This is a genomic window from Amorphoplanes digitatis (assembly GCF_014205335.1).
GTDB lineage: Bacteria > Actinomycetota > Actinomycetes > Mycobacteriales > Micromonosporaceae > Actinoplanes > Actinoplanes digitatus.
On the sequence record NZ_JACHNH010000001.1, the window covers coordinates 445,446 to 465,413 of the forward strand.

Consider the following 19,968-nt stretch of genomic DNA (forward strand, 5'->3'; position numbering starts at 1 on the left):
GAAGGCATCGGCGGCCGCCCCGGCGGACGACTCCGGGACTGTCGCGGACCAGCCGGCACCCGCCGAGACGGCGGACGAAGCCGGCACGGCCGTTCCCGCACCGCCGACGGCGGAGAACGCCGAGAGCGGCGACGCCACGCCCGACCAGGACGGCAGCACGCCGGACCAGGACGGCAGCACGCCGGACCAGGACGCGGACGGTAGCGCCCCGGAGGGTGGCACCGACGCGGCGAAGCCGGATGAGGCCAAGCCCGGTGACGCCAGAGGCGGCGCCGCCGGCCCGGACCGCACCCGCATCATCAAGCCGGTCACCGACCCGGACGCCCCGAAGCCGCGCTCCGGCACCGCCAAGCGCCCGCAGAAGACCGCGGCCGAGCGCAAGTCCGCCCTGGCCGCGACCCGGGTCGGCGCGGTTCCCGCAGTCACGCCGGCCCCCGCCGCGGCCGGCACCCCGTCGGGCGCCGCGGACCCGGTACCGGGCATTCCGGGCTTCGGCCAGCCGAGCCGTCCCGCCTGGCAGCCGATGAACTTCCGCGCGCCGTCCGCGGGCCCCCGCGGCATCACGGTCTTCGGTACCACGCTCACCCGCCGGCAGACCGTGATCGCGATCGGCCTGCTCGCCGCCGTACTGCTGACCCTTGTCGTCCTGGTCCCGCGCGCGTTCGGCGGCGACGACGGTGAGCGGGCCAAGGACCAGGGCCGCAAGCCCGGTGCCGTGCCGGCCGCCAGCGCGACCAAGCCGACCACCGCCGCCACCTCGGCCGCGCCGGCGGCCCCGGCCGCCACGACCGGGCAGCCGTCGTCCGCGCCGCCGAGCTCGCCCGCGGCGCCGGCTCCCGGCGACGTCACGATCCCGAAGGGCTGGTACCGCTACAGCGACAGCACCGGCTTCTCCGTGCCGGTGCCGGAGGGCGTCACGATCGACCGCCGGGGCAGCGAGGTCTACTTCCGCAAGGACAACCGGCTGTTGATAATCGACCAGACCGATCAGCCGCAGCCGGATCCGGTAGCCGACTGGAAGGGCCAGGAGCAGGACCGGCGCGGACGGTCCTACCGCAACTACGAGCGGATCAGGATCGAGCCGGTCGATTACTTCGTGAAGGCCGCCGACTGGGAGTTCACGTACACCACGTCGAGCGGCAACGCGCAGCGCGCCGTCAAGCGCGGTGTCATCACCAAGGCGGGCAAGCAGGCGTACGGCATCTCCTGGTACACCTCGCCCGGCGACTGGGAGGCCGGGCTGAAGGATCTACAGCTCATCTACCAGGGGTTCAAGCCGAAGTCGTGACCGCCCGGGTGTGAGTGACCGATGAATGGGTACTCATCGGGCACCACGGATGGAGGTCATGATGATTCGCCGACACGGCAGCAGGCCCACGATCGCGCTGTGGATGCTTGTCGCGATCGCCGATATCGCGCTCGTCGTTGCGGCCGTCGGCACCCTTGCGGTGCTGCTGGTCGTCGCCGCGACGGTGCTTCTTGGCGCGGGCGTCGCCGGCGTCTGGATGTTGCAGCGCCGCACGGCACCACCCCGGAGGGCCACCGACCTGCGCCGCCGCGCCTAGCGACTTGGCCTAGACCTGCGCAGATCGACTACGCTCCCGGGCTGTGTCGATCGACTCGGTAAGTGAACTCTGGGACTCCCTGTTCGGGGCCCAGCCGGACCCGCCCGGCCTGCTCGTACTGGTGACGGCGGTGGTCGCGCTGGTCGTGGTCTCGGTCCGGCCGCTGTGGCGGGTCGCGCGCAACGCGATAACCATCGCCCACGAGGGTGGTCACGCGCTGGTCGCGCTGCTCACCGGGCGCAAGCTGCGCGGCATCCGGCTGGAGTTCGATACGTCCGGGCTGACGCTGTCGGCGGGCCGGCCGACCGGGCCGGGCATGATGTTCACCCTGCTGGCCGGCTACATCACGCCGTCGCTTGTCGGCCTGGGCGGCGCCTGGCTGCTCGGCGGCAACCGGATCATGCTGCTGCTCTGGGTGGCGGTGGTCCTGCTGCTGCTGATGCTGATCAACATTCGCAACGTGTTCGGCGTGGTCTCCGTGCTGATCACGGGCGCGATCGTCTTCGCGGTCTCCTGGTACGGGTCGCCGCAGGTACAGGCGGCCTTCGCGTACGTCGGCGTGTGGTTCCTGCTGATCGGCGGCGTGCGCCCGGTCTTCGAGCTGCAGAAGCTGCGCGGCCGCGGCCGGATGCCGGAGTCCGATGCGGACCAGCTGGCCGGGATCACCCACGTGCCGGCGATCTTCTGGGTCGGCGTCTTCCTCGCGGTCGACCTCGCCGCGCTGGTGATCGGCGGCTTCATGCTGGCCGGCCAGTGGCTCCCCGAGGTCGGCTCCTCGCTCTGAGCTCAGAGCGAGGAGCTCGGTGCGAGGAGCTCGGTGCGAGGAGCTCAGAGCGGGATGTTGCCGTGCTTCTTCGGCGGCAGCGTCTCCCGCTTGGTGCGCAGCATCCGTAGCGCCCGGGTGACCTGTTCCCGGGTCTCCGACGGCTTGATGACGGCGTCCACGTAACCCCGCTCGGCGGCGATGTACGGGTTCGCGAGCGTGTCCTCGTACTCCTGGATCAGCTCGGCACGCCGGGCCGCCGGGTCGTCGGCCGCCGCGAGGTCGCCGCGGTAGAGGATGTTGACCGCGCCCTGCGCGCCCATCACGGCGATCTGCGCGGTGGGCCAGGCGAAGTTCATGTCGGCGCCGAGGTGCTTGGAGCCCATCACGTCGTACGCGCCGCCGTATGCCTTGCGGGTGATGACGGTGACCTTGGGGACGGTCGCCTCCGCGTACGCGTAGATGAGCTTGGCCCCGCGCCGAATGATGCCGTCCCATTCCTGGCCGGTGCCGGGCAGGAAGCCGGGCACGTCCACGAAGGTGAGCACCGGGATGTTGAAGGCGTCGCAGGTGCGCACGAAGCGGGCCGCCTTCTCGGACGCGGCGATGTCGAGCGTGCCGGCGAAGTGCATCGGCTGGTTCGCGACGATGCCGGCCGGCCGGCCCTCGACCCGGCCGAAACCGACGACGATGTTCTGCGCGTAGAGCGGCTGGACCTCGAGGAAGTCCTCCACGACGGTCTCGACGACCCGCTTGATGTCGTAGGGCTGGTTCGCCGAGTCCGGGATCAGCGCGTCCAGCGCGAGGTCGGCCTCGCCCGTCGCCAGGTCGGCCGGCAGATCGAAGGTGGTCGGCTCGTCCAGGTTGTTGCTGGGCAGGTAGGAGAGCAGCGCGCGCACGTAGTCGATCGCGTCGTCCTCGTCGCTGGCGAGGTAGTGCGCGTTGCCGCTGCGGGCGTTGTGCGTGCGTGCGCCGCCGAGCTCCTCCATGCCGACGTCCTCGCCGGTGACCGTGCGGATCACGTCGGGGCCGGTGATGAACATGTGCGACGTCTGGTCGACCATCACCGTGAAGTCGGTGATCGCGGGGGAGTAGACCGCGCCGCCCGCGCACGGGCCCATGATCAGCGAGATCTGCGGGATGACGCCGCTGGCCCGGACGTTGCGGAAGAAGATGTCGGCGTAGAGGCCGAGCGCGACGACGCCCTCCTGGATGCGCGCGCCGCCGGAGTCGTTGATGCCGATGATCGGGCAGCCGATCTTCATGGCCAGGTCGAGGACCTTGACGATCTTCTCGCCGAAGACCTCGCCGAGCGAGCCGCCGAACACGGTGAAGTCCTGGGAGAACACGCACACCTGGCGGCCCTCGACGGTGCCGTGACCGGTCACCACGCCGTCGCCGTACGGGCGGCTCCGGTCCAGGCCGAACGCGGTGGAGCGGTGCCGGGCGAGCTCGTCGAGCTCCACGAAAGAGCCCTCGTCGAGCAGCATCGCGATGCGCTCGCGCGCGGTGCGCTTGCCGCGGGCGTGCTGCTTCTCGATCGCCCGCGCCGAGCCGGCGTGGACCGCCTCGTCGGTGCGCCGGTCGAGGTCGGCGAGCTTGCCGGCCGTGGTGTGGATGTCATCCTGCTGCGTCACGTCTCGCTGCGCCGTCACGATGCCCTGTCCTCCGCTAGCCCCGCATGCCGCAGAGATCGTATCCAGCATGCGCGGCGGCGGGTGCGGTGCCCGGCTCAAGCGGTGGGGCAGTTCGCACGTTTCGCACTCAATGCCCCATTCGTTACATCCCCCGTGACGACATGGATGACCCCCGTCGGCGTGGCGATGATCGTCGGTGGCATCACCACCCTCATCGTTTTCCGCAGGGCACTCTTCGGCAGGACAGGAAACGGCACGGGCGACGCCCGGCGCCGCGGGTCGAAGGCGGTTGCGGTCACGGCCGCCCGGTCAACGGGCCGCGCCGCGCGGCGTGCCGCGGCCGCCGGCGGCGCGCACGGCGACGACGCCGCCGCGGGAACCCGCGCCGCCGCGGGCACGGAGGCCGCCGCAGGCCGAGCCGAGGACGCGGCCGCCGGGCCCGTTCGCGAGCGCCGGCGACTGCGGGCCGACCGCGAGGTGGAGGCGCCGGCCACCACGCCCGCCGCGCGCCGGAACCCGGAGCCCGGCCGCCTGCCGGCACCCGGCGCCGAGGACGCGCCCGGCGCCGAGGACGGCACCTCACCCGGGCCGGTCCCCGGCGATGCCGACGAGGCGGATCCGGGATCGGCGAGCGGGCCGGGATCGCGGCGCTTCTGGCCGACCTCCGCCGCGCTCGCGCCCGCCTCGGACGCGGCGTACCGCGCCGCCGGTGAGCCGGGCCGGTCCTTCGCGGATGCCGAAGCGGACGCGGACCCGCTCTCCGGCCCGCTGCCGGCCGGAACGGACGAGGCGTACTGCCTACCGCTTGACGAGGACGACGCGCCATACGAGCTGCGACAGGAAGGGACCGAGATGCCGTTCAGCACGCAGTGGCCCGAGGTGGGCACCCCGATCGTGGACTCGCTGGGCAGGGACGGCGCCGAGGTCGAGGGCCTCGCCGGCCTGGGCCGCGGGCGATCCATGCTCCAGCGGTTCGCCGCCCTCGAGGACATCGACGCGCCGTCCTCCCGGCGGTTCGACCTGGTCGCCACGGGTGCCGGGCCCGCCGGCGCGGACCTGCTGCCGGTGGACGACCTGCGCGCGGCAACCGAGCGCGGCGGCGATCCCGAGCTCGACATCGATCCCGAACTGGACCGGGTGGCCGACGACGAGCCTGTCTCGCACAGCCTGGAGCTGCACGGGCTGGACGCCGCGGGGGCGTACGACCTGACCGGCGGCTTCCTGACCGGCCACTTCCCGGTGCCCGGTGACCTACCCGCCGGGCTCCCGGACGATCGGCCCGGCGAGGAATGGGCCGGCGACGAGGGCTGGGTCGCCAGTCCCGAGGAACCCGACCTCTCCGCGGACTTCGACGCCGTTGACGCCACCGGCGCGCCGGCCGGGTTCGCCTTCGCGGCGCCGCCGGCCGAGCCCCGGCCGTGGGGCGGCAGCCACGGCGACCGGGTCGAGGGCTGGAGCCGGCCCGAGTACGACGACGAGCCCGAGCCGATCTCGGGCGAGTACTGGATGCCGGTGCCGGCGGGCAGCTACGACCCGGAGTACGGCTGGCCCGTACCGGAGCAGGGCCGGCCGGAGGCGGCGCCCGGCGAGGAGCCGGAACCGGCGGTCGTGCCGCCGTGGCCGCCTGCGCGCCCGGACGACCGGGTCGAGGCGCCCCGGTCCGCCTCGGAGCGCGGCGTGATCGAGCGCCTCGATGCCGCGCCGGCCGCGCCCGTCGACCTCGAGGCCACCGGGCGCTTCATGCTCAACACCGAGCGGTACGGGGTCGAACTCCTCGACGACAACGGGCGCCGCGACGACGCCGAGTGGCGGCCGCAGGCCTCGGCACCGGTGAACCAGAGCCTGGACGAGCCGATCTGGAGCGTCTCCGACGTCCACCGGTCGCACATGCCGGACCTGTCGTGGACCCCCGGGGCGGCCGCGGACGAGGACGCGCCCCGCCGGTTCCGCCGTCCGGTCGCCTCCGCCACGATGCGGCGCCGGCGCGCACCGGGCGGGCTCCCCGCCAGCGAGACCCTGACCCAGACGCTGCCGGCGGTGGAGCACGGGTACTCCGACGCGACCCGGTCGCGGCCGCGGCCCCGGCCCCGCCCGGGCAACGGCCAGACCGAGGCGCGCAGCACCGTCTATGTGAGCCGGCACGCGGCGGAGCCCAACTGAGCCCGCGCCGAAAAGCCGGCCCGGCGACGCCTAGGGTGTCGCTGTGGGCTCCTCGCCGTATGCAGACCTGGATCGTCCCCCGCTGACCGAGCGGGCCCTGGAACGCGCGCTGGTCGTGCCGGGCGCGCTGTGGCGGCGGGTCGAGGTCCGGGCCGAGACCGGTTCGACGAACGCCGACGCCGCGGCGGCCGCGCGGGACGGTGCCGGCGAGGGCCTGGTCATCGTCGCCGAGCAGCAGGTCGCCGGGCGGGGGCGCCGGGACCGGCAGTGGATCTCGCCGCCGCGCGCCGGGCTGACGCTCAGCGTCCTGCTGCGGCCCGGCGCCGCCGACGGTGAGCGGGGCTGGGCGCCCGCGCCCCAGCACACGTGGGGCTGGCTGCCGCTGCTCGCCGGGGTCGCGCTGCGCGAGACCGTGCGGCGCATCACCGAGCTGGACGCGTCCCTGAAGTGGCCGAACGACCTGCTGATCCGCACCGGCGCCGGCGAGGCCAAGGCCGCCGGCATCCTCGCCGAGGCGACCGCGGGCGCCGTGGTGATCGGCATCGGGCTCAACGTCACCACCCGCCCGGAGGAGCTTCCCGAGACGACGGGCCTGCCGGCCACGTCCCTGCGGGCCGCCGGCGCCGAGAACACCGACCGCGATCCGCTGCTGCGCTCCCTGCTGCGCGGCGTCGCGCAGTGGTACGGCGGCTGGCGCGAGGCCGGCGGCGACGCGGAGATGTGCGGACTGCTTGCGGCGTACCAGCGTGGGTGTTCGACGATCGGCCGCGACGTGCGCGTGCTGCTCCCGCAGGGCAGCGAGCTCACCGGCACGGCGACCACGGTGGACGGTTACGGCCAGCTGGGCGTCCGTACGGCTGACGGCGAGCGGCGCGTCTCCGCGGGAGACGTCCTGCACGTACGCTGATCCGGTGGCGTTCCCGGACGAGATCCTGACCGACGAGGAGGAGGTCGTCCTCCACCTGCACCCGCACGCCCGTGCGGCGATCGGCCCGATCCTGGTGCTGCTCGCCGGCCTGGCCGCGGTGATCCTGGTCTGGGTCATGCTGCCGCCGACGACCGGCGGGCTGATCGGCGTGCTCATCGTCGCCGCGATCGCGCTGTTCACGGGCCTGACCCGGGGCGTGTGGCCATTGCTGGTCTGGCGGACCACCCACTACGTCTTCACCGACGAGCGGATCCTGCTACAGGACGGCGTGATCGCCCGCGCCCGCCGGGACCTGCCGCTCAACCGGGTCAACGACCACGCGCTGCGGCAGACGCTGCTCGACCGGATGCTGGGCAGCGGCACGCTGAAGATCGACTCGATCGGCGAGCAGGTCGCGGTGCTGACGTCTGTGCCCGGCGCCCATCGGGTGCAGACCCTGCTCTACCAGCTCATCGAGACGGACCGCGAGCTGCGCGGAGACGGCGACGACGAGGAGCCCGCCGAGGACGAGGCTCCGCAGCCGACCGCTAGACAGCGCGGCGCTGAGCGTCGATCTCTTTCGCCAACTCCGCGTCCAGGGTCCCGTCGGCCTCGGCGCTGAGCTCGGCAAGGCCCGCGACCACGTCGAGCTCGGAGACCGCGGCCTCGTGCCCGTCGACCGGCGGCTTGAGGAAGACGAAGGTCCGGTACGCCCAGAAGCGGAACACCGTCGCCACCCCGATGCCCAGCATCGTGCACCCCATGAGCAGGATCTCGTCGTGCTCCTCGGTGAGGCCGAAGCCGTACTTGCCGATGGTGACCGCGCCGGACTGGATGATCATGCCGATCAGGTTGAAGCCGAAGAACAGCGCGTACTCCCGGCGCAGGGCGCTACGGGTGTGGTGGCGGTAGGTCCAGTACCGGTTCGCGATATACGCCAGGGTCGTCGTGACGATCGTCGCGACGATGCTCGCCTTGACGGCTCCGATGGACAGCAGGGCCCAGGTGATCGCCATGTAGAGCAGCGTGTTGCCCGCGCCGATCACGCCGAAGGCCAGCGCTTCCGGTGCGAGGTGGCGCAGGCGTTCCGCCAGCGAGCGGGCTGAAGGCATTGGTCAACCTTACGGGGGGAAAAGGACGAGGACGGCGGGACGCGGAGGGTGCCTCCGATGTCACATTCGCCGGACTGCGGGCGGGGCGGTCGGCTCGACGACCTGCGGCGCCGCCACGGGCGCGTCCCGGCGGGACGGCTCCGGAACGACGGCCTCGATCGGGTCGGGGACCACGGCCTCGCCGAACACGAAACGCCGGTAGGACCAGAAGCGGAACAGGGTGCCGACGGCGGTGCCGACGAACTGGCCCGAGATGTTGTCCGCGATCGGGCTCTGGAACTCGGGCCAGATCAGGCCGAGGCCGTAGTGGCTGATCGCCAGGCAGGTCAGGCCGATGATCAGGCCGACGCCGTTGAGCAGGAAGAACAGCACGTACTGCCGGGCCATGTTGGCGTGGCCGCGGTGCCGCCAGGTCCAGAACCGGTTGCCGAGGAACGCCACCGTCGTCGCGATGACCGTGGAGATCGCCTTGGCGGTCAGCGACTCGAAATCGCTCTGTAGCAGCACGTTGAAAATGGTCAGGTCGACGGCGAAGGCGGTGCCGCCCACGACCCCGAACTTGCTCAATTCGCGCACGAGTGCGCCGAAGCGTGCCCTCAACGCGGGCAGGATTGCGGCAGGCACGGACCCGAGAGTACCGGCGCTGGTCACGGTGCGCCGTTTTCGTGAGCGACTCTTAATCCGTCGGCCTCGGGATGACCCCGCTGCTTGTACGGACGGTAGCCGCTCTGGTTGATCTCCGTGATCTCCGCGTGCCGGGCCCGGCAGCCGGCGCACCAGGCGAGGTGGGTTTCGAGCCGGACGGCGTCGCGCGGCGCCACCCGGCCCCGGACGTGCCCGCCCAGCCGGTCGCCGGTCCACCGGCACTCGGGCGGATCGGCGACGGCCACGTGCTGTTGCAGGTAGTTCCGGCGCAGGCCCTCGCGGGCCCGGTGCGCGAGCACGGCGACGGCGTTCGGCGTGAGGCCGAGGTCCGGGGCGACCTCGGCCGGGCTGGCGCCCTCGACCTCGGTGCGCCAGAGCACGTCGCGCCAGCGGTCGGGCAGCGCCCGGAAGGCCTGCGCGGCGTACGTGCGCTCCAGGCGGTCCAGGGCCGGGTCGCGGAACGGCTCGCCCTCGTCGTACCGGGTCAGGTCGTCGGTGAACTCGAGCCGGCGGTCGCGGCGGGCACGGTGGTAGCGCACGTGCCGCAGGGTCGTGTGCAGGTAGGCGCGGAACGCCACCAGCGGCCCTCCGCCGGCCCGCAGCGCCGCGAGGACCTTCGCGAACGTCTCGGCGACCAGGTCGTCGGCGTCGGCGGGATCGCTGACGAGCCCATACGCCATCGCCCGGGCGGCGGCCCGGTGGCGCTGGTACAGAACGCCGTACGCGGCGGTGTCGCCGGCGCGGACGGCGGCAAGCAGATCCGTGTCCATGTCGGTCTCGCTGGCCGGGATCGTCATTCCTGCCTCCTGAAGCGGGGAGTGGGAGGAAAGCCCGATTTACGACTAGCTTAGGCCGTTTCGTCCACTTTGTGAACGTGGGTGGAAGCGGGCCGGAAAATGCATTCAACGGGGAGGCCGTGCGCGCTTGTGCGTCAAGCGGCGAAGGATCGATCGTGATTGCGCACAAACACCGAGGATTGTGCGGTTGTCCACAAGATTCGCCGATGAACTGAACGTTTCCTCGGCTTAGGCTGAAGTGACTCCCGTGACAATGGCCGACCGACCGGCCTGGTTCGTCACAGGTCAGTGCCGACCGAAGGGATTCACATGTCTGTGCCCCCCACCGCCCACACCAAGCTCCTGAACTGGGTGGATGAGGTTGTCGCCCTCACCACGCCGGATCGGGTGGTCTGGTGCGACGGCTCCGATGAGGAATGGACCCGGCTCACCGACGCGCTCGTCGACGCCGGTTCGCTGGTCCGCCTCGACCCTGTCAAGCGGCCCAATTCGTTCTGGGCGCGTACGGATCCCGGGGATGTCGCCCGGGTCGAGGAACGCACGTTCATCTGTTCCGTAGATCCCGCCGACGCCGGCCCGACCAACAACTGGGCGGCTCCGGCGGAGATGAAGGCGACGATGACGGAGCTGTACCGCGGCTGCATGCGCGGACGCACCATGTACGTCGTGCCGTTCTGCATGGGCCCGCTCGACGCGCCCAACCCGATGTTCGGCATCGAGATCACCGACAGCGCGTACGTGGTGGCCTCGATGAAGATCATGACCAGGATGGGCACCGCGGTGCTCACCGCGATGGGTGACGACGCGGACTTCGTGCCCGCGCTGCACTCGGTCGGCAAGCCGCTGGCCGAGGGCGAGGCCGACGTGGCCTGGCCGTGCAACGAGACCAAGTACATCTCGCACTTCCCGGAGTCCCGCGAGATCTGGTCGTACGGCTCCGGCTACGGCGGCAACTCGCTGCTCGGCAAGAAGTGCTTCGCCCTGCGGATCGCCAGCGTCGCCGCCCGCGACGAGGGCTGGCTCGCCGAGCACATGCTGATCATGAAGCTGACCTCGCCCGAGGGTCAGGTCCGCTACATCGCCGGCGCGTTCCCGTCGGCCTGCGGCAAGACCAACCTCGCCATGCTGGAGCCGACGCTGCCGGGCTGGAAGGTCGAGACCGTCGGCGACGACATCGCCTGGATGCGCTTCGGCGAGGACGGCCGCCTGTGGGCGACCAACCCGGAGTTCGGCCTGTTCGGCGTCGCGCCGGGCACCGACCACCACACCAACCCGAACGCGATGCGCACCCTGGCCCGGGGCAACTCGGTCTTCACCAACGTGGCGCGCACCGACGACGGCGACGTGTGGTGGGAGGGCATGGGCGAGCCGCCCGCGCACCTCATCGACTGGAAGGGCAACGACTGGACGCCGGACTCCGACGACGTCTCCAGCCACCCGAACAGCCGCTTCTGCACGCCCATCAACCAGTGCCCGATCCTCGCGCCCGAGTACGACGACCCGCGCGGCGTACCGATCGACGCGATCCTCTTCGGCGGCCGGCGCAAGACGACCGTCCCGCTGGTCACCGAGGCCCGCGACTGGGTGCACGGCGTCTACTTCGGAGCGACGCTCTCGTCGGAGACCACCGCCGCGGCGGTCGGTCAGGTCGGCGTGGTGCGCCGCGACCCGATGGCGATGCTGCCGTTCATCGGCTACCACGCCGGTGACTACTTCAACCACTGGATCGAGATGGGCAAGGCCGCTTCCGGCGACGCCGACAAGCTGCCGAAGGTCTTCTACGTGAACTGGTTCCGGCGCGACGCCGACGGCGGCTTCCTGTGGCCGGGCTTCGGCGAGAACTCGCGCGTGCTCAAGTGGATCGTCGAGCGCCTCGACGGCAAGGGCGAGGCGGTCGAGACCCCGATCGGTCACGTGCCGAGCGCCGACGCCCTCGACGTGAGCGGCCTGGACATCAGCCGGGCGGATCTCGAGGCCGTGCTGCGGGTCGACACCGACGAGTGGCTTGCGGAGATCCCGCAGGTCGAGGAGTGGTTCACCAAGTTCGGCGACAAGCTGCCGGCCGTGCTCTGGTCCGAGCTCGACGCGCTCAAGGCCCGCCTCAACGCCGCGTGACACCCCGCGCCCGCCTCGCTTTCGAGGCGGGCGCGGCCTGAGTACCGTCCACCGGGTGACCTCAGCCGACATTCGGCTCGCGGTATGACCGCGGCCGTGTTCGACGTCGCGGTCGTCGGCGCAGGACCCGCCGGAGCCGCCGCGGCCCTCGCGGCGCGGCGGGCGGGCGCTTCGGTGCTGCTGTTGGACCGGGCCGAGTTCCCACGGGACAAGGCGTGCGGCGACGGCATCGCGGCCGACGCCGTCGACGTGCTCGACAGCCTCGGCGTCACCGGGGTGACCGATGGCTACCCACCGGTGGCGGACCTGCGCCTGATCGCGCCGGGCGGCACCGAGGTGGCCCGGCCACTGCCCCGGCCGGCGCACACCGTCCCGCGCCGGGTGTTCGACGCCCGGCTCGTGCTGGCGGCGGTCGCGCACGGTGCCGAGCTGCGCCGGCACGCGGTCCGCCGGGTACGCGAGGACGACGCGGGCGTCACGCTCGACGACCGGATCCGGGCCCGGGTTGTGGTCGGGGCCGATGGCGCGGGATCGGTGGTCCGCCGCGCGCTCGGCCATCCGGTCAACCCGGACGGGCACCTCGCCATCGCGATCCGCGGCTACGCGCCCGCGGTCGGCACCGAGCAGCTCATCAAGACGACGAGCGCGCGCTGGCCCGCGTACGCGTGGTCGTTCCCGATCGGCGACGGCACCGCCAACGTCGGCTACGGCGAGACGTTGCGCGGGGCGCCGCTGACGAAGGCGTACCTGATGGCGCGGCTGTGCGAGCTGCTGCCCGGCACCGAGCCGACCGGCCTGCGCGCCCACCACCTGCCGTTGTCCACCCGCCGCCCGCCACCGGCCCGCGGGCGGGTGTTGCTCGCGGGCGACGCGCTGTCGCTGATCAATCCGTTCACCGGCGAGGGCATCTTCTACGCCGTGCTCTCCGGCGCCCTGGCCGGCGCCGCGGCCGCGGCCGGGCCGCACCGGGCCGCCGAGCGGTACGCCGCCGCCCTCGGCAATCGACTCGGCCGCCACCTGCGTCACTCCGGACTGGCGGCGCGGCTGACCCGGCGGCCGGAGGTGGTCGACGCCGCGGTTCGCGCGGCTCGCCGAGATGGTGCGGTTTTCGACCGAATGGTGGACCTGGGGCTGGGTGACGGGGTTTTCGACCTTCGCACGATCGGACGCATCGGGGCAGAGTTACTCCACATCGCCCTGCCGCCCTCTTGAGCGTGCGCCCGCGCTCGCTAGGCTTGCTGGGATGAGTGTGCGGTCCCTGGTCTATTCGCTGTACGAACGACGGCTCGCCGGCAAGCTCGCCGGCCGGCCGGTGCCGCAGCATGTCGGGGTCATGTGCGACGGCAACCGCCGCTGGGCCCGCGAGATGGGCTACGTCGACCCCAACGACGGCCACCGGGTCGGCGCCGAGCGGATCAAGGAGCTGCTCGGCTGGTGCGACCAGGCCGGCATCGGGCACGTCACGCTCTACCTGCTGGCGACCGACAACCTCCAGCGCCCGGCGGCCGAGCTGGATCCGCTGGTCAAGATCATTGAAGACCTGGCGACCGAGCTGGCCGAGGACGGCAACCCGTGGCGGCTGCGCATCGTCGGCGCGCTCGACGTCCTGCCGGCCAACACGGCGACGGCGCTCAAGGCCGCACAGGAGAAGACCCGGCACCGCACCGAGGGCGTCGAGGTCAACCTCGCGGTCGGCTACGGCGGCCGCCGCGAGATCACCGACGCGGTCCGCTCGCTGCTCTACGAACAGTCCGCGGCCGGCCGCACGCTCGAGGAGCTCGCCGAGATCCTCGACGTCGAGCACATCGCCGAGCACCTCTACACCCGCGGTCAGCCCGATCCCGACCTGGTCATCCGCACGAGCGGGGAGCAGCGGCTGTCCGGATTCCTGCTCTGGCAGTCGGCGCACTCCGAGTTCTACTTCCACGACGCCAACTGGCCGGACTTCCGCCGGACGGACTTCCTGCGGGCGCTGCGGTCCTACGCGGGACGACAGCGGCGCTACGGCGCCTGATGCCGTTCACGGCCAGCACGCAGATCACGATCGTGATGCCGGCCCACTCGTGCGGGCGGAGCGCCTGGCCGAGCAGCACGAGCCCGGCCAGCGCGGCGAGCACCGGGTGCACGATCATGAACATCCCGAAGAACCGGGCCGGGACCCTGCGCAGGGCGGTCAGGTCCGCGGCGTAGGGGATCACCGAGCTGAGCACGCCCGCGGCGGTCGCGTACCCGAGCCCGGCGGCGTCCAACCGCCCGTGCGCCACCAGCACCGCGGCGACGGGCAGGTAGGCCAGCGCCGAGACCGCGGTCGCCGCGGCCGGCGCCTGTATGCCCGGCAGCCGGGTGCCGAGCAGCCGGTTGAGCAGGATGTACGACGCCCAGCAGGCCGCCGCGAGCAGCCCGAGCGCGATCCCGGGCCAGTCGCTGGCCGTACCGGGAAGCACCAGCACGTAGACGCCGGCGCCAGCCGCCGCCGCGCAGAGCAGGTCGAGCCGGGTGCGGGAGGCGGCCAGCGCCACCGCGAGCGGGCCGAGCACCTCGAGCGTGACGGCGAGGCCGAGCCCGATCCGGTCGATCGCGGTGTAGAGGCTCAGGTTCATCACCGCGAACGCGGCGGCGAGCAGCAGCGTCGGCCACCACTGCGCCCAGGTGAAGCGGCGCAGGTTCGGCCGGGCCAGCGGCAGCAGGACGGCGGCGGCGACGAACTGGCGTACCGCGACGACTCCCGCGGGGCCGATCGTCGCGAACGCGTGCGCGCCGACGGCGGCGCCGACCTGGTTGCTCGTCGCGCTGCCGAGCATCGTCGCGACGCCCGCGAGCCGGGAGGTTCTCATGCCGCCAGGCTCCGCGTCGCCGGGCCTTCGCGGAAATGCGCGGGCCGCCCGATCTATACGCTGGGCGTATGGATGTGCGGCTGGGTCAGCTCCGGACGCTCCTGGCGGTGGCCGACGCGGGCACGTTCACCGACGCCGCCGCCGTCCTCGGCGTGTCGCAGGCGACCGTGTCCCGCTCGGTCGCGGCGTTGGAGCGGGCGTTCGGCGCCCGGCTGGTGCAGCGCACCACCCGGCACGTGGCGCTGACCGCGACCGGCACCCGGATCGTCGCGCAGGCCCGGCGGATCGTCGAGGAGGTCGCCCACCTGCAACGCATCGTCGACGCCGCGCGGACCGAGGTCCTGCTCGGCTACGCCTGGGCCGCGCTCGGCCGGCACACCCGGCGCCTACAGAAGATCTGGGCGGCCGCGCACCCGGGCGTTCCGCTGGTGTTCGTGCAGGCCAACGATCCGACCGCCGGCCTGAGCGACGGCACGGCGGACATCGCCGTCATCCGCCGCCCGCTCGACGACGACCGCTTCGCCACCGTGGAGATCGGCCTCGAGTCGCGGTACGCCGCGGTCGCCACCGACAGCGCGCTCGCCCGCCGGCGCAGCCTGCGGGTGGAGGACCTGTCCCGGTACACCGTGGCGATCGACAGCCGCACCGGCACGACGACGCTGGACCTTTGGCCGCCGGACGCGCGGCCGGCCGCCGTCCGCGAGACGCCCGCGGTCGACGAGTGGCTGACGCTCATCGCCGCCGGCCAGGCCGTCGGCGTCACGTCCGAGGCGACCGCGCACCAGTACCCGCGGCCGGGCGTGGCCTACCGGGTGCTGCGGCACGCGCCGCGCATCTCGGTGCGGCTGGCGTGGTGGCGTGACGACCCGCCGGGTCACCTCGGCGAGCTGCGGGACCTGGCCCGCCGCGCCTATGGCTGGTCAGGCGCGGCGGAAGGCGTGTAGCGCCTCGGCGAGGAAGCCCGCCACCGCCTCGGGGGACTCCAGCGTCAGGTCGGCCGCGCTGGAGACCTCGGCGCCGGTCTCGGGATTGGCGACGGCCACGCACATGCCGAAGAAGTCGGGATCCACGGCCTCGCGGGCACGCAGCGCGTCGAACGCCTTGATGTCGGACATGTCGTCGCCGAAATACCAGGCGCAGCCGGCGTTGAGCACGGCCTCGCTGATCACCATGCCCTTGTCCTGGTCGACCGGGGGCTTGAGCTCGACGACCATGCGCCCGCCCTGCACCCGCAGGCCGAGGCGCTCGGCCTGCTCGTGGCCCCACCGCTCGACGATCGCGGCGAGCTGCGGCGCGGTCCGGTAGTGCAGGGCGACCGAGAGGCGCTTGTATTCCACAAGGATCGCCTCGGGCAGCTCGGTCCTGGCGCGCTCGGCCAGCTCCGCCATCGCGGGCACCCACGGCAGGGCCGCGGGCTCCGTGACGACCTCGCCGTCGTGCCAGACCTCGAGGCCGTACAGACCGAAAAGGTCCACGTGGGCCAGCGACTCGAAACGCGACCGCAGGAAGCTCACCGGCCGGGCTGAGACGATCGCCACACGGGCGACCGCACCGGCCAGTTCCTCGAGCACGCCGAGCACCGAGGGCACGGGCTGTGAGGCGTCGGGATCGTCGGTGACGGGCGACAACACCCCGTCGAAGTCGAAGAAGAGAGTCGTGTCCCGGGCCCGCGAGGCGGTGAACTGCCAGGCCTCGGCGGCGCTCAGCGGGTGCGTAGGACGCGCATTGCTGGGGGGAGACTCAGGCACGAATCCCAGCGTACCCGCCGTTCGGCCGGTTACACGCCACCGTTTCGACGGCGAATTGGCGTATCACGCGGGTACTACCGCAGGTGCCAGTTGACCAGTAGCGTTCTTGTCATGGCGCGGGGTCATCCCGGGCCAACCGGTCGGCCCGGACCTGCGACAAGTACGCCACGGGGCCCGCATCCCGGCTCCGTGTCAGGGACGGGGGCCGGACGTGGCGGACCGCGGGCGGCCCGGGTTGCACGCCCGCTGGAGCGAGCAGGCCTGTGACATCTCGCCGTACTGACGCCGGGGCCCCCTTGAACCCGGCCGCCAAAGTCTCCAGCAGCCGCGCCTCCACGGGACGCAGGTCGTCCCGGGATCGGCACGCCGACGCGGAGCCCGCCCCAGCCGGCCGGGTCTTCGTCCTGGATACCTCGGTCCTGCTGTCCGACCCGGCGGCGTTCCGCCGGTTCACCGACCACGAGGTGATCATTCCGCTCGTGGTGATCTCCGAACTGGAGGGCAAGCGCCACCATCCCGAGCTGGGCTGGTTCGCCCGGCAGTCGCTGCGCATGCTCGACGAGCTGCGCATCAAGTTCGGCCGCCTCGACCAGCCGGTGCTCTGCAACGACGAGGGCGGCACGGTGCGGGTGGAGCTCAACCACGCCGACCAGAGCGCGCTGCCGCACGGCTTCCGCAACGACTCCAACGACACCCGGATCCTCTCGGTGGCGCTGGGGCTGGCCGCGGAGGGCCGCGACGTCACGCTGGTGAGCAAGGACATGCCCCTGCGGGTCAAGGCCGCCTCGGTCGGCCTGACCGCCGACGAGTACCGACATGGCCAGGCCAGCGACCCCACCTGGGTGGGCATGTCGGACCTCAAGCTCTCGGAGGACCAGGTCAGCCGCCTGTACGCGGGCGAGGAGCTCGAGCTGGAGGAGGCGGACGCGCTGCCCTGCCACACGGGGCTGGTGATCCATTCATCGCGCGGATCGGCGCTGGGCCGGGTCAACCCGGACAAGTCGGTGCGCCTGGTCCGCGGTGACCGGGAGGCGTTCGGCCTGCGCGGCCGCTCTGCCGAGCAGCGCATCGCGCTCGACCTGCTGCTCGACGAGTCGATCGGCATCGTGTCGCTGGGCGGCCGGGCCGGTACGGGCAAGTCCGCGCTGGCGCTCTGCGCCGGCCTCGAGGCCACGATGGAGCGCAACCGCCACAAGAAGGTAGTGGTCTTCCGCCCGCTCTACGCGGTCGGCGGGCAGGACCTCGGCTACCTGCCCGGCAGCGAGTCGGAGAAGATGTCGCCCTGGGCGCAGGCCGTCTTCGACACCCTCGGCGCGGTCGTGCACGCGAACGTCATGGAGGAGGTCCTGGCGCGCGGGATGCTCGAGGTCCTGCCGCTGACCCACATCCGCGGCCGCAGCCTGCATGACGCGTTCGTGATCGTGGACGAGGCACAGTCGCTGGAACGCAACGTCCTGCTCACGGTGCTGTCCCGGATCGGGCAGGGCTCGCGGGTGGTCCTCACCCACGACGTCGCGCAGCGCGACAACCTCAGGGTGGGCCGGCACGACGGGGTCACGGCGGTGATCGAGGCGCTGAAGGGCCACCCGATCTTCGCCCATGTCACCCTTACGAGGTCGGAGCGCTCGCCGATCGCAGAGGTCGTCACCGATCTGCTGGAAGACATCCCCCAGTAACACTCCGTCACTAGCTGAGGCGGGGACCCAACGGGTCCCCGCCTCACGCTATGCAGAGGCTTAGCTACTTGCAGTGAGATTTCCATTACCTCGAAAGTGATGGAAATGATGGGTGTTTGCCCGAATTAAATGCCAAACATCCTGTGATTCATTTCACACGTGCGCGTCGTCATTTCACATCCACCTCACTCTGGGCCATGGTGTCTGGCGAGCATCAATCGCGTGGCCCGGCAGGTTTGAGATCGACTGGGGGGTCACCGTGACCGGCAGCAGTGAGGTCGGTCGCGTGCGGCCCGTGGGGTCGTCGGTGCTCGCGGTGGGAATCGTCGCCGGGATTCGTCCCGGCGAATTCGCACCGCGTCATTGCCCCCAACGAAGGGAATCTTCGTGAATCGGCTCTGGAGCCGGGTCGGTATCCGCGTGGCCTCGGTGGGTCTGCTCGTGGCCGGCGTGATCGGCGGGGTCTACCTCGGCAAGGACCAGCAGGTCCAGGCGCAGAACGCCCAGGTGGGCCTGATCGCGCAGGCTGACGTCGACGACCTTCAGCTGCTCAAGGAGCGGCACGGTCAGCACGCCGCCGCACGCGCATACCAGCGGGAGGCCGAGGGCGAGGCCGCCACGAAGGCCGCCGCCGAGGCGAAGGCCGCGGCCGGCAAGGCGCGGGCGCTCGAGAAGAAGGTCATCGAGAAGAAGGCCGCCGAGAAGAAGGCCGCCGAGGACGAGAAGGACGACGGCGGCGCGACGGTGCCCTACACGGGACCGATCCCCGACTCGTGTGAGGAATACAGCGGCAACCGGGCCACCGGCTGCGCCCTCATGCTCGACGAGGGCTTCGCGATCAAGGAATTCCCCTGCCTCGACAAGCTGTGGAAGAAGGAGAGCGGCTGGAACCACCGCGCCTCCAACTCCAGCTCGGGTGCGTACGGGATTCCGCAGGCTCTGCCCGGCAGCAAGATGGCCAGCGAGGGCGAGGACTGGAAGACCAGCCCGAAGACCCAGATCCTGTGGGGACTCGGCTACATCAAGGGCCGCTACGGCTCGCCGTGTGGCGCGTGGGGCCACTCGCAGGACGTCGGCTGGTACTAAAACAGACCCGGCTTGGCAAAGGGGTACGCGTTTCGGCGCGTACCCCTTTTGCGTGGCCGTCTCGTGTTCAAATATCCCTATGGTCAGGAAAGTCGCCTCGTGGTTCACGCTCGGCGTTCTCGCCTCCGTTCTTTCGGTGAACCAGTTACCGGCACAGGCGGGAGACGTCGCGGAGCCGGCGATTGACATCGTCGGCGGCGGTAAGGCGCCCGATGGGCGATTTCCGTGGATGGTGCGGCTCTCCATGGGCTGCGGCGGGGCGCTGACCGCGCCGCGGGTGGTGCTCACCGCGGGTCACTGCGTCACCGGCCCGGGCGAGGACACCAGCATCGAGGTGATCGCCGGTGTGACCAATCTCAAGTCCGGCCGCGCGATCAAGGCGAAGTCGGTCACGGTGGTCCGCCCGGCGGAGTTCGTCTCCGAGACCGGCGGCGACGACTGGGCCCTGATCAAGCTGGACCGCAAGCTCGACCTGCCGATCCTGGAGATCAGCTCCGGCGGCGCCGACGAGACCGGCACGCAGACCATCCTCGGCTGGGGAAACACCCGCGAGGGCTCCATGCAGCAGGAGACCAAGCTCCGGTTCGGCTCCGTGCGGATCGTGCCCGACGGGCCCTGCGCCAAGGCGTACAAGAAGATCGTCGACCTGGTCGAGGACGAGATGATCTGTGCCGCCGCCCCGGGCGTCGACAGCTGCCAGGGCGACTCGGGTGGCCCGATGGTGCGGCAGCTCGCCAGGGGCAAGTGGGTGCAGGTCGGCATCGTGAGCTGGGGTCTCGGCTGCGCCCGCGAGGGCTACCCCGGCGTCTACACGCAGGTGTCGAAGTTCCGGTCCGACATCAGGGAAGCCGCCCGGAAGCTGAGTTGACGGTGCCCGAACGGACCCGGCAGGTTGGCGGGGCTGGCGCTCATCGGTAACCATC

18 protein-coding genes and 1 pseudogene are annotated in these 19,968 nt (G+C 71.8%); 13 read left to right on the top strand and 6 right to left on the bottom strand.

Going from position 1 to position 19,968, the window contains the following annotated elements; genetic code table 11:
* Nucleotides 1-523: 523 nt before the first annotated feature.
* Genes BJ971_RS42755 through BJ971_RS02090 form a run of 3 tightly spaced genes read left to right on the top strand, consistent with a single transcriptional unit; the run spans nt 524 to nt 2,349 of the window.
* The gene (locus tag BJ971_RS42755; RefSeq protein WP_498368185.1) at nt 524-1,288 is read left to right on the top strand and encodes a serine/threonine kinase C-terminal domain-containing protein; all 765 of its coding nucleotides are present in this window, start codon (nt 524-526) and stop codon (nt 1,286-1,288) included.
* A gap of 58 nt (nt 1,289-1,346) precedes the next feature.
* On the top strand, nt 1,347-1,565 hold the full coding sequence (locus BJ971_RS02085) for a hypothetical protein (protein ID WP_184989146.1): 219 nt from the start codon (nt 1,347-1,349) through the stop codon (nt 1,563-1,565).
* A gap of 43 nt (nt 1,566-1,608) precedes the next feature.
* Nucleotides 1,609-2,349, top strand: coding sequence for a M50 family metallopeptidase (locus BJ971_RS02090; RefSeq protein ID WP_184989148.1), 741 nt, complete (start codon nt 1,609-1,611; stop codon nt 2,347-2,349).
* A 44-nt stretch (nt 2,350-2,393) separates the two neighbouring features.
* On the opposite strand, the gene BJ971_RS02095 is transcribed toward BJ971_RS02090, so the two are convergent.
* The gene (locus tag BJ971_RS02095; protein ID WP_184998581.1) at nt 2,394-3,965 is read right to left on the bottom strand and encodes an acyl-CoA carboxylase subunit beta; all 1,572 of its coding nucleotides are present in this window, start codon (nt 3,963-3,965) and stop codon (nt 2,394-2,396) included.
* 165 nt (nt 3,966-4,130) lie between these two features.
* Between BJ971_RS02095 and BJ971_RS02100 the strand changes: the two genes are divergently transcribed.
* Genes BJ971_RS02100 through BJ971_RS02110 form a run of 3 tightly spaced genes read left to right on the top strand, consistent with a single transcriptional unit; the run spans nt 4,131 to nt 7,654 of the window.
* On the top strand, nt 4,131-6,125 hold the full coding sequence (locus tag BJ971_RS02100; protein WP_184989150.1) for a hypothetical protein: 1,995 nt from the start codon (nt 4,131-4,133) through the stop codon (nt 6,123-6,125).
* Nucleotides 6,126-6,168: 43 nt separating this feature from the next.
* Nucleotides 6,169-7,032, top strand: a complete 864-nt coding sequence (locus tag BJ971_RS02105) for a biotin--[acetyl-CoA-carboxylase] ligase (protein WP_184989153.1) — start codon at nt 6,169-6,171, stop codon at nt 7,030-7,032.
* 4 nt (nt 7,033-7,036) lie between these two features.
* On the top strand, nt 7,037-7,654 hold the full coding sequence (locus BJ971_RS02110; RefSeq protein WP_184989156.1) for a PH domain-containing protein: 618 nt from the start codon (nt 7,037-7,039) through the stop codon (nt 7,652-7,654).
* Here BJ971_RS02110 and BJ971_RS02115 read toward each other — a convergent pair.
* The 3 genes from BJ971_RS02115 to BJ971_RS02125 are packed head-to-tail and all read right to left on the bottom strand — an operon-like array spanning nt 7,581 to nt 9,586.
* Entirely contained in the window at nt 7,581-8,144 is a 564-nt protein-coding gene (locus tag BJ971_RS02115) for a GtrA family protein (protein ID WP_184989159.1), read from the bottom strand. The genes BJ971_RS02110 and BJ971_RS02115 overlap by 74 nt on opposite strands.
* Before the next feature lie 60 nt (nt 8,145-8,204).
* Entirely contained in the window at nt 8,205-8,768 is a 564-nt protein-coding gene (locus tag BJ971_RS02120; RefSeq protein ID WP_221480037.1) for a GtrA family protein, read from the bottom strand.
* A gap of 23 nt (nt 8,769-8,791) precedes the next feature.
* Nucleotides 8,792-9,586 carry a sigma-70 family RNA polymerase sigma factor gene (locus tag BJ971_RS02125; RefSeq protein WP_184989165.1) on the bottom strand — a complete coding sequence of 265 codons (795 nt, stop codon included), beginning with the start codon at nt 9,584-9,586 and terminating at the stop codon, nt 8,792-8,794.
* A 309-nt stretch (nt 9,587-9,895) separates the two neighbouring features.
* Here BJ971_RS02125 and BJ971_RS02130 point away from each other — a divergent pair, with 309 nt between their 5' ends.
* The 3 genes from BJ971_RS02130 to BJ971_RS02140 all read left to right on the top strand — a co-directional run bounded on the left by BJ971_RS02130 (nt 9,896) and on the right by BJ971_RS02140 (nt 13,715).
* Nucleotides 9,896-11,701, top strand: coding sequence for a phosphoenolpyruvate carboxykinase (GTP) (locus tag BJ971_RS02130; RefSeq protein WP_184989168.1), 1,806 nt, complete (start codon nt 9,896-9,898; stop codon nt 11,699-11,701).
* Between the two features lie 84 nt (nt 11,702-11,785).
* Nucleotides 11,786-12,913, top strand: a complete 1,128-nt coding sequence (locus BJ971_RS02135) for an NAD(P)/FAD-dependent oxidoreductase (protein ID WP_184989170.1) — start codon at nt 11,786-11,788, stop codon at nt 12,911-12,913.
* 31 nt (nt 12,914-12,944) lie between these two features.
* Entirely contained in the window at nt 12,945-13,715 is a 771-nt protein-coding gene (locus BJ971_RS02140) for an isoprenyl transferase (RefSeq protein ID WP_184989173.1), read from the top strand.
* 19 nt (nt 13,716-13,734) lie between these two features.
* Here BJ971_RS02140 and BJ971_RS02145 read toward each other — a convergent pair.
* Nucleotides 13,735-14,535 (bottom strand): annotated as a pseudogene (locus BJ971_RS02145) (EamA family transporter); the annotation flags it as partial.
* A gap of 68 nt (nt 14,536-14,603) precedes the next feature.
* On the opposite strand from BJ971_RS02145, the gene BJ971_RS02150 reads away from it, so the two are divergent.
* The gene (locus tag BJ971_RS02150; RefSeq protein ID WP_184989176.1) at nt 14,604-15,479 is read left to right on the top strand and encodes a LysR family transcriptional regulator; all 876 of its coding nucleotides are present in this window, start codon (nt 14,604-14,606) and stop codon (nt 15,477-15,479) included.
* Here the strand turns inward: BJ971_RS02150 and otsB are convergent.
* Nucleotides 15,456-16,283 carry a trehalose-phosphatase gene (otsB, locus tag BJ971_RS02155; RefSeq protein WP_184989179.1) on the bottom strand — a complete coding sequence of 276 codons (828 nt, stop codon included), beginning with the start codon at nt 16,281-16,283 and terminating at the stop codon, nt 15,456-15,458. The genes BJ971_RS02150 and otsB overlap by 24 nt on opposite strands.
* Nucleotides 16,284-16,546: 263 nt before the next feature.
* On the opposite strand from otsB, the gene phoH2 reads away from it, so the two are divergent.
* The 3 genes from phoH2 (at nt 16,547) to BJ971_RS02170 (ending at nt 19,913) form a co-directional block, all read left to right on the top strand.
* Nucleotides 16,547-17,959 (top strand): RNA 5'-3' helicase PhoH2, encoded by a 1,413-nt coding sequence (gene phoH2 / locus BJ971_RS02160; protein WP_184989182.1) that lies wholly within the window; start codon nt 16,547-16,549, stop codon nt 17,957-17,959.
* A gap of 387 nt (nt 17,960-18,346) precedes the next feature.
* A complete protein-coding gene (locus tag BJ971_RS02165) occupies nt 18,347-19,045 on the top strand; it encodes an aggregation-promoting factor C-terminal-like domain-containing protein (RefSeq protein WP_184989185.1) in 699 nt (232 codons plus the stop codon).
* Nucleotides 19,046-19,124: 79 nt separating this feature from the next.
* Nucleotides 19,125-19,913: a S1 family peptidase gene (locus tag BJ971_RS02170; RefSeq protein WP_184989188.1), complete on the top strand. Its 789-nt coding sequence runs from the start codon at nt 19,125-19,127 to the stop codon at nt 19,911-19,913.
* The last annotated feature ends 55 nt before the right edge of the window (nt 19,914-19,968 follow it).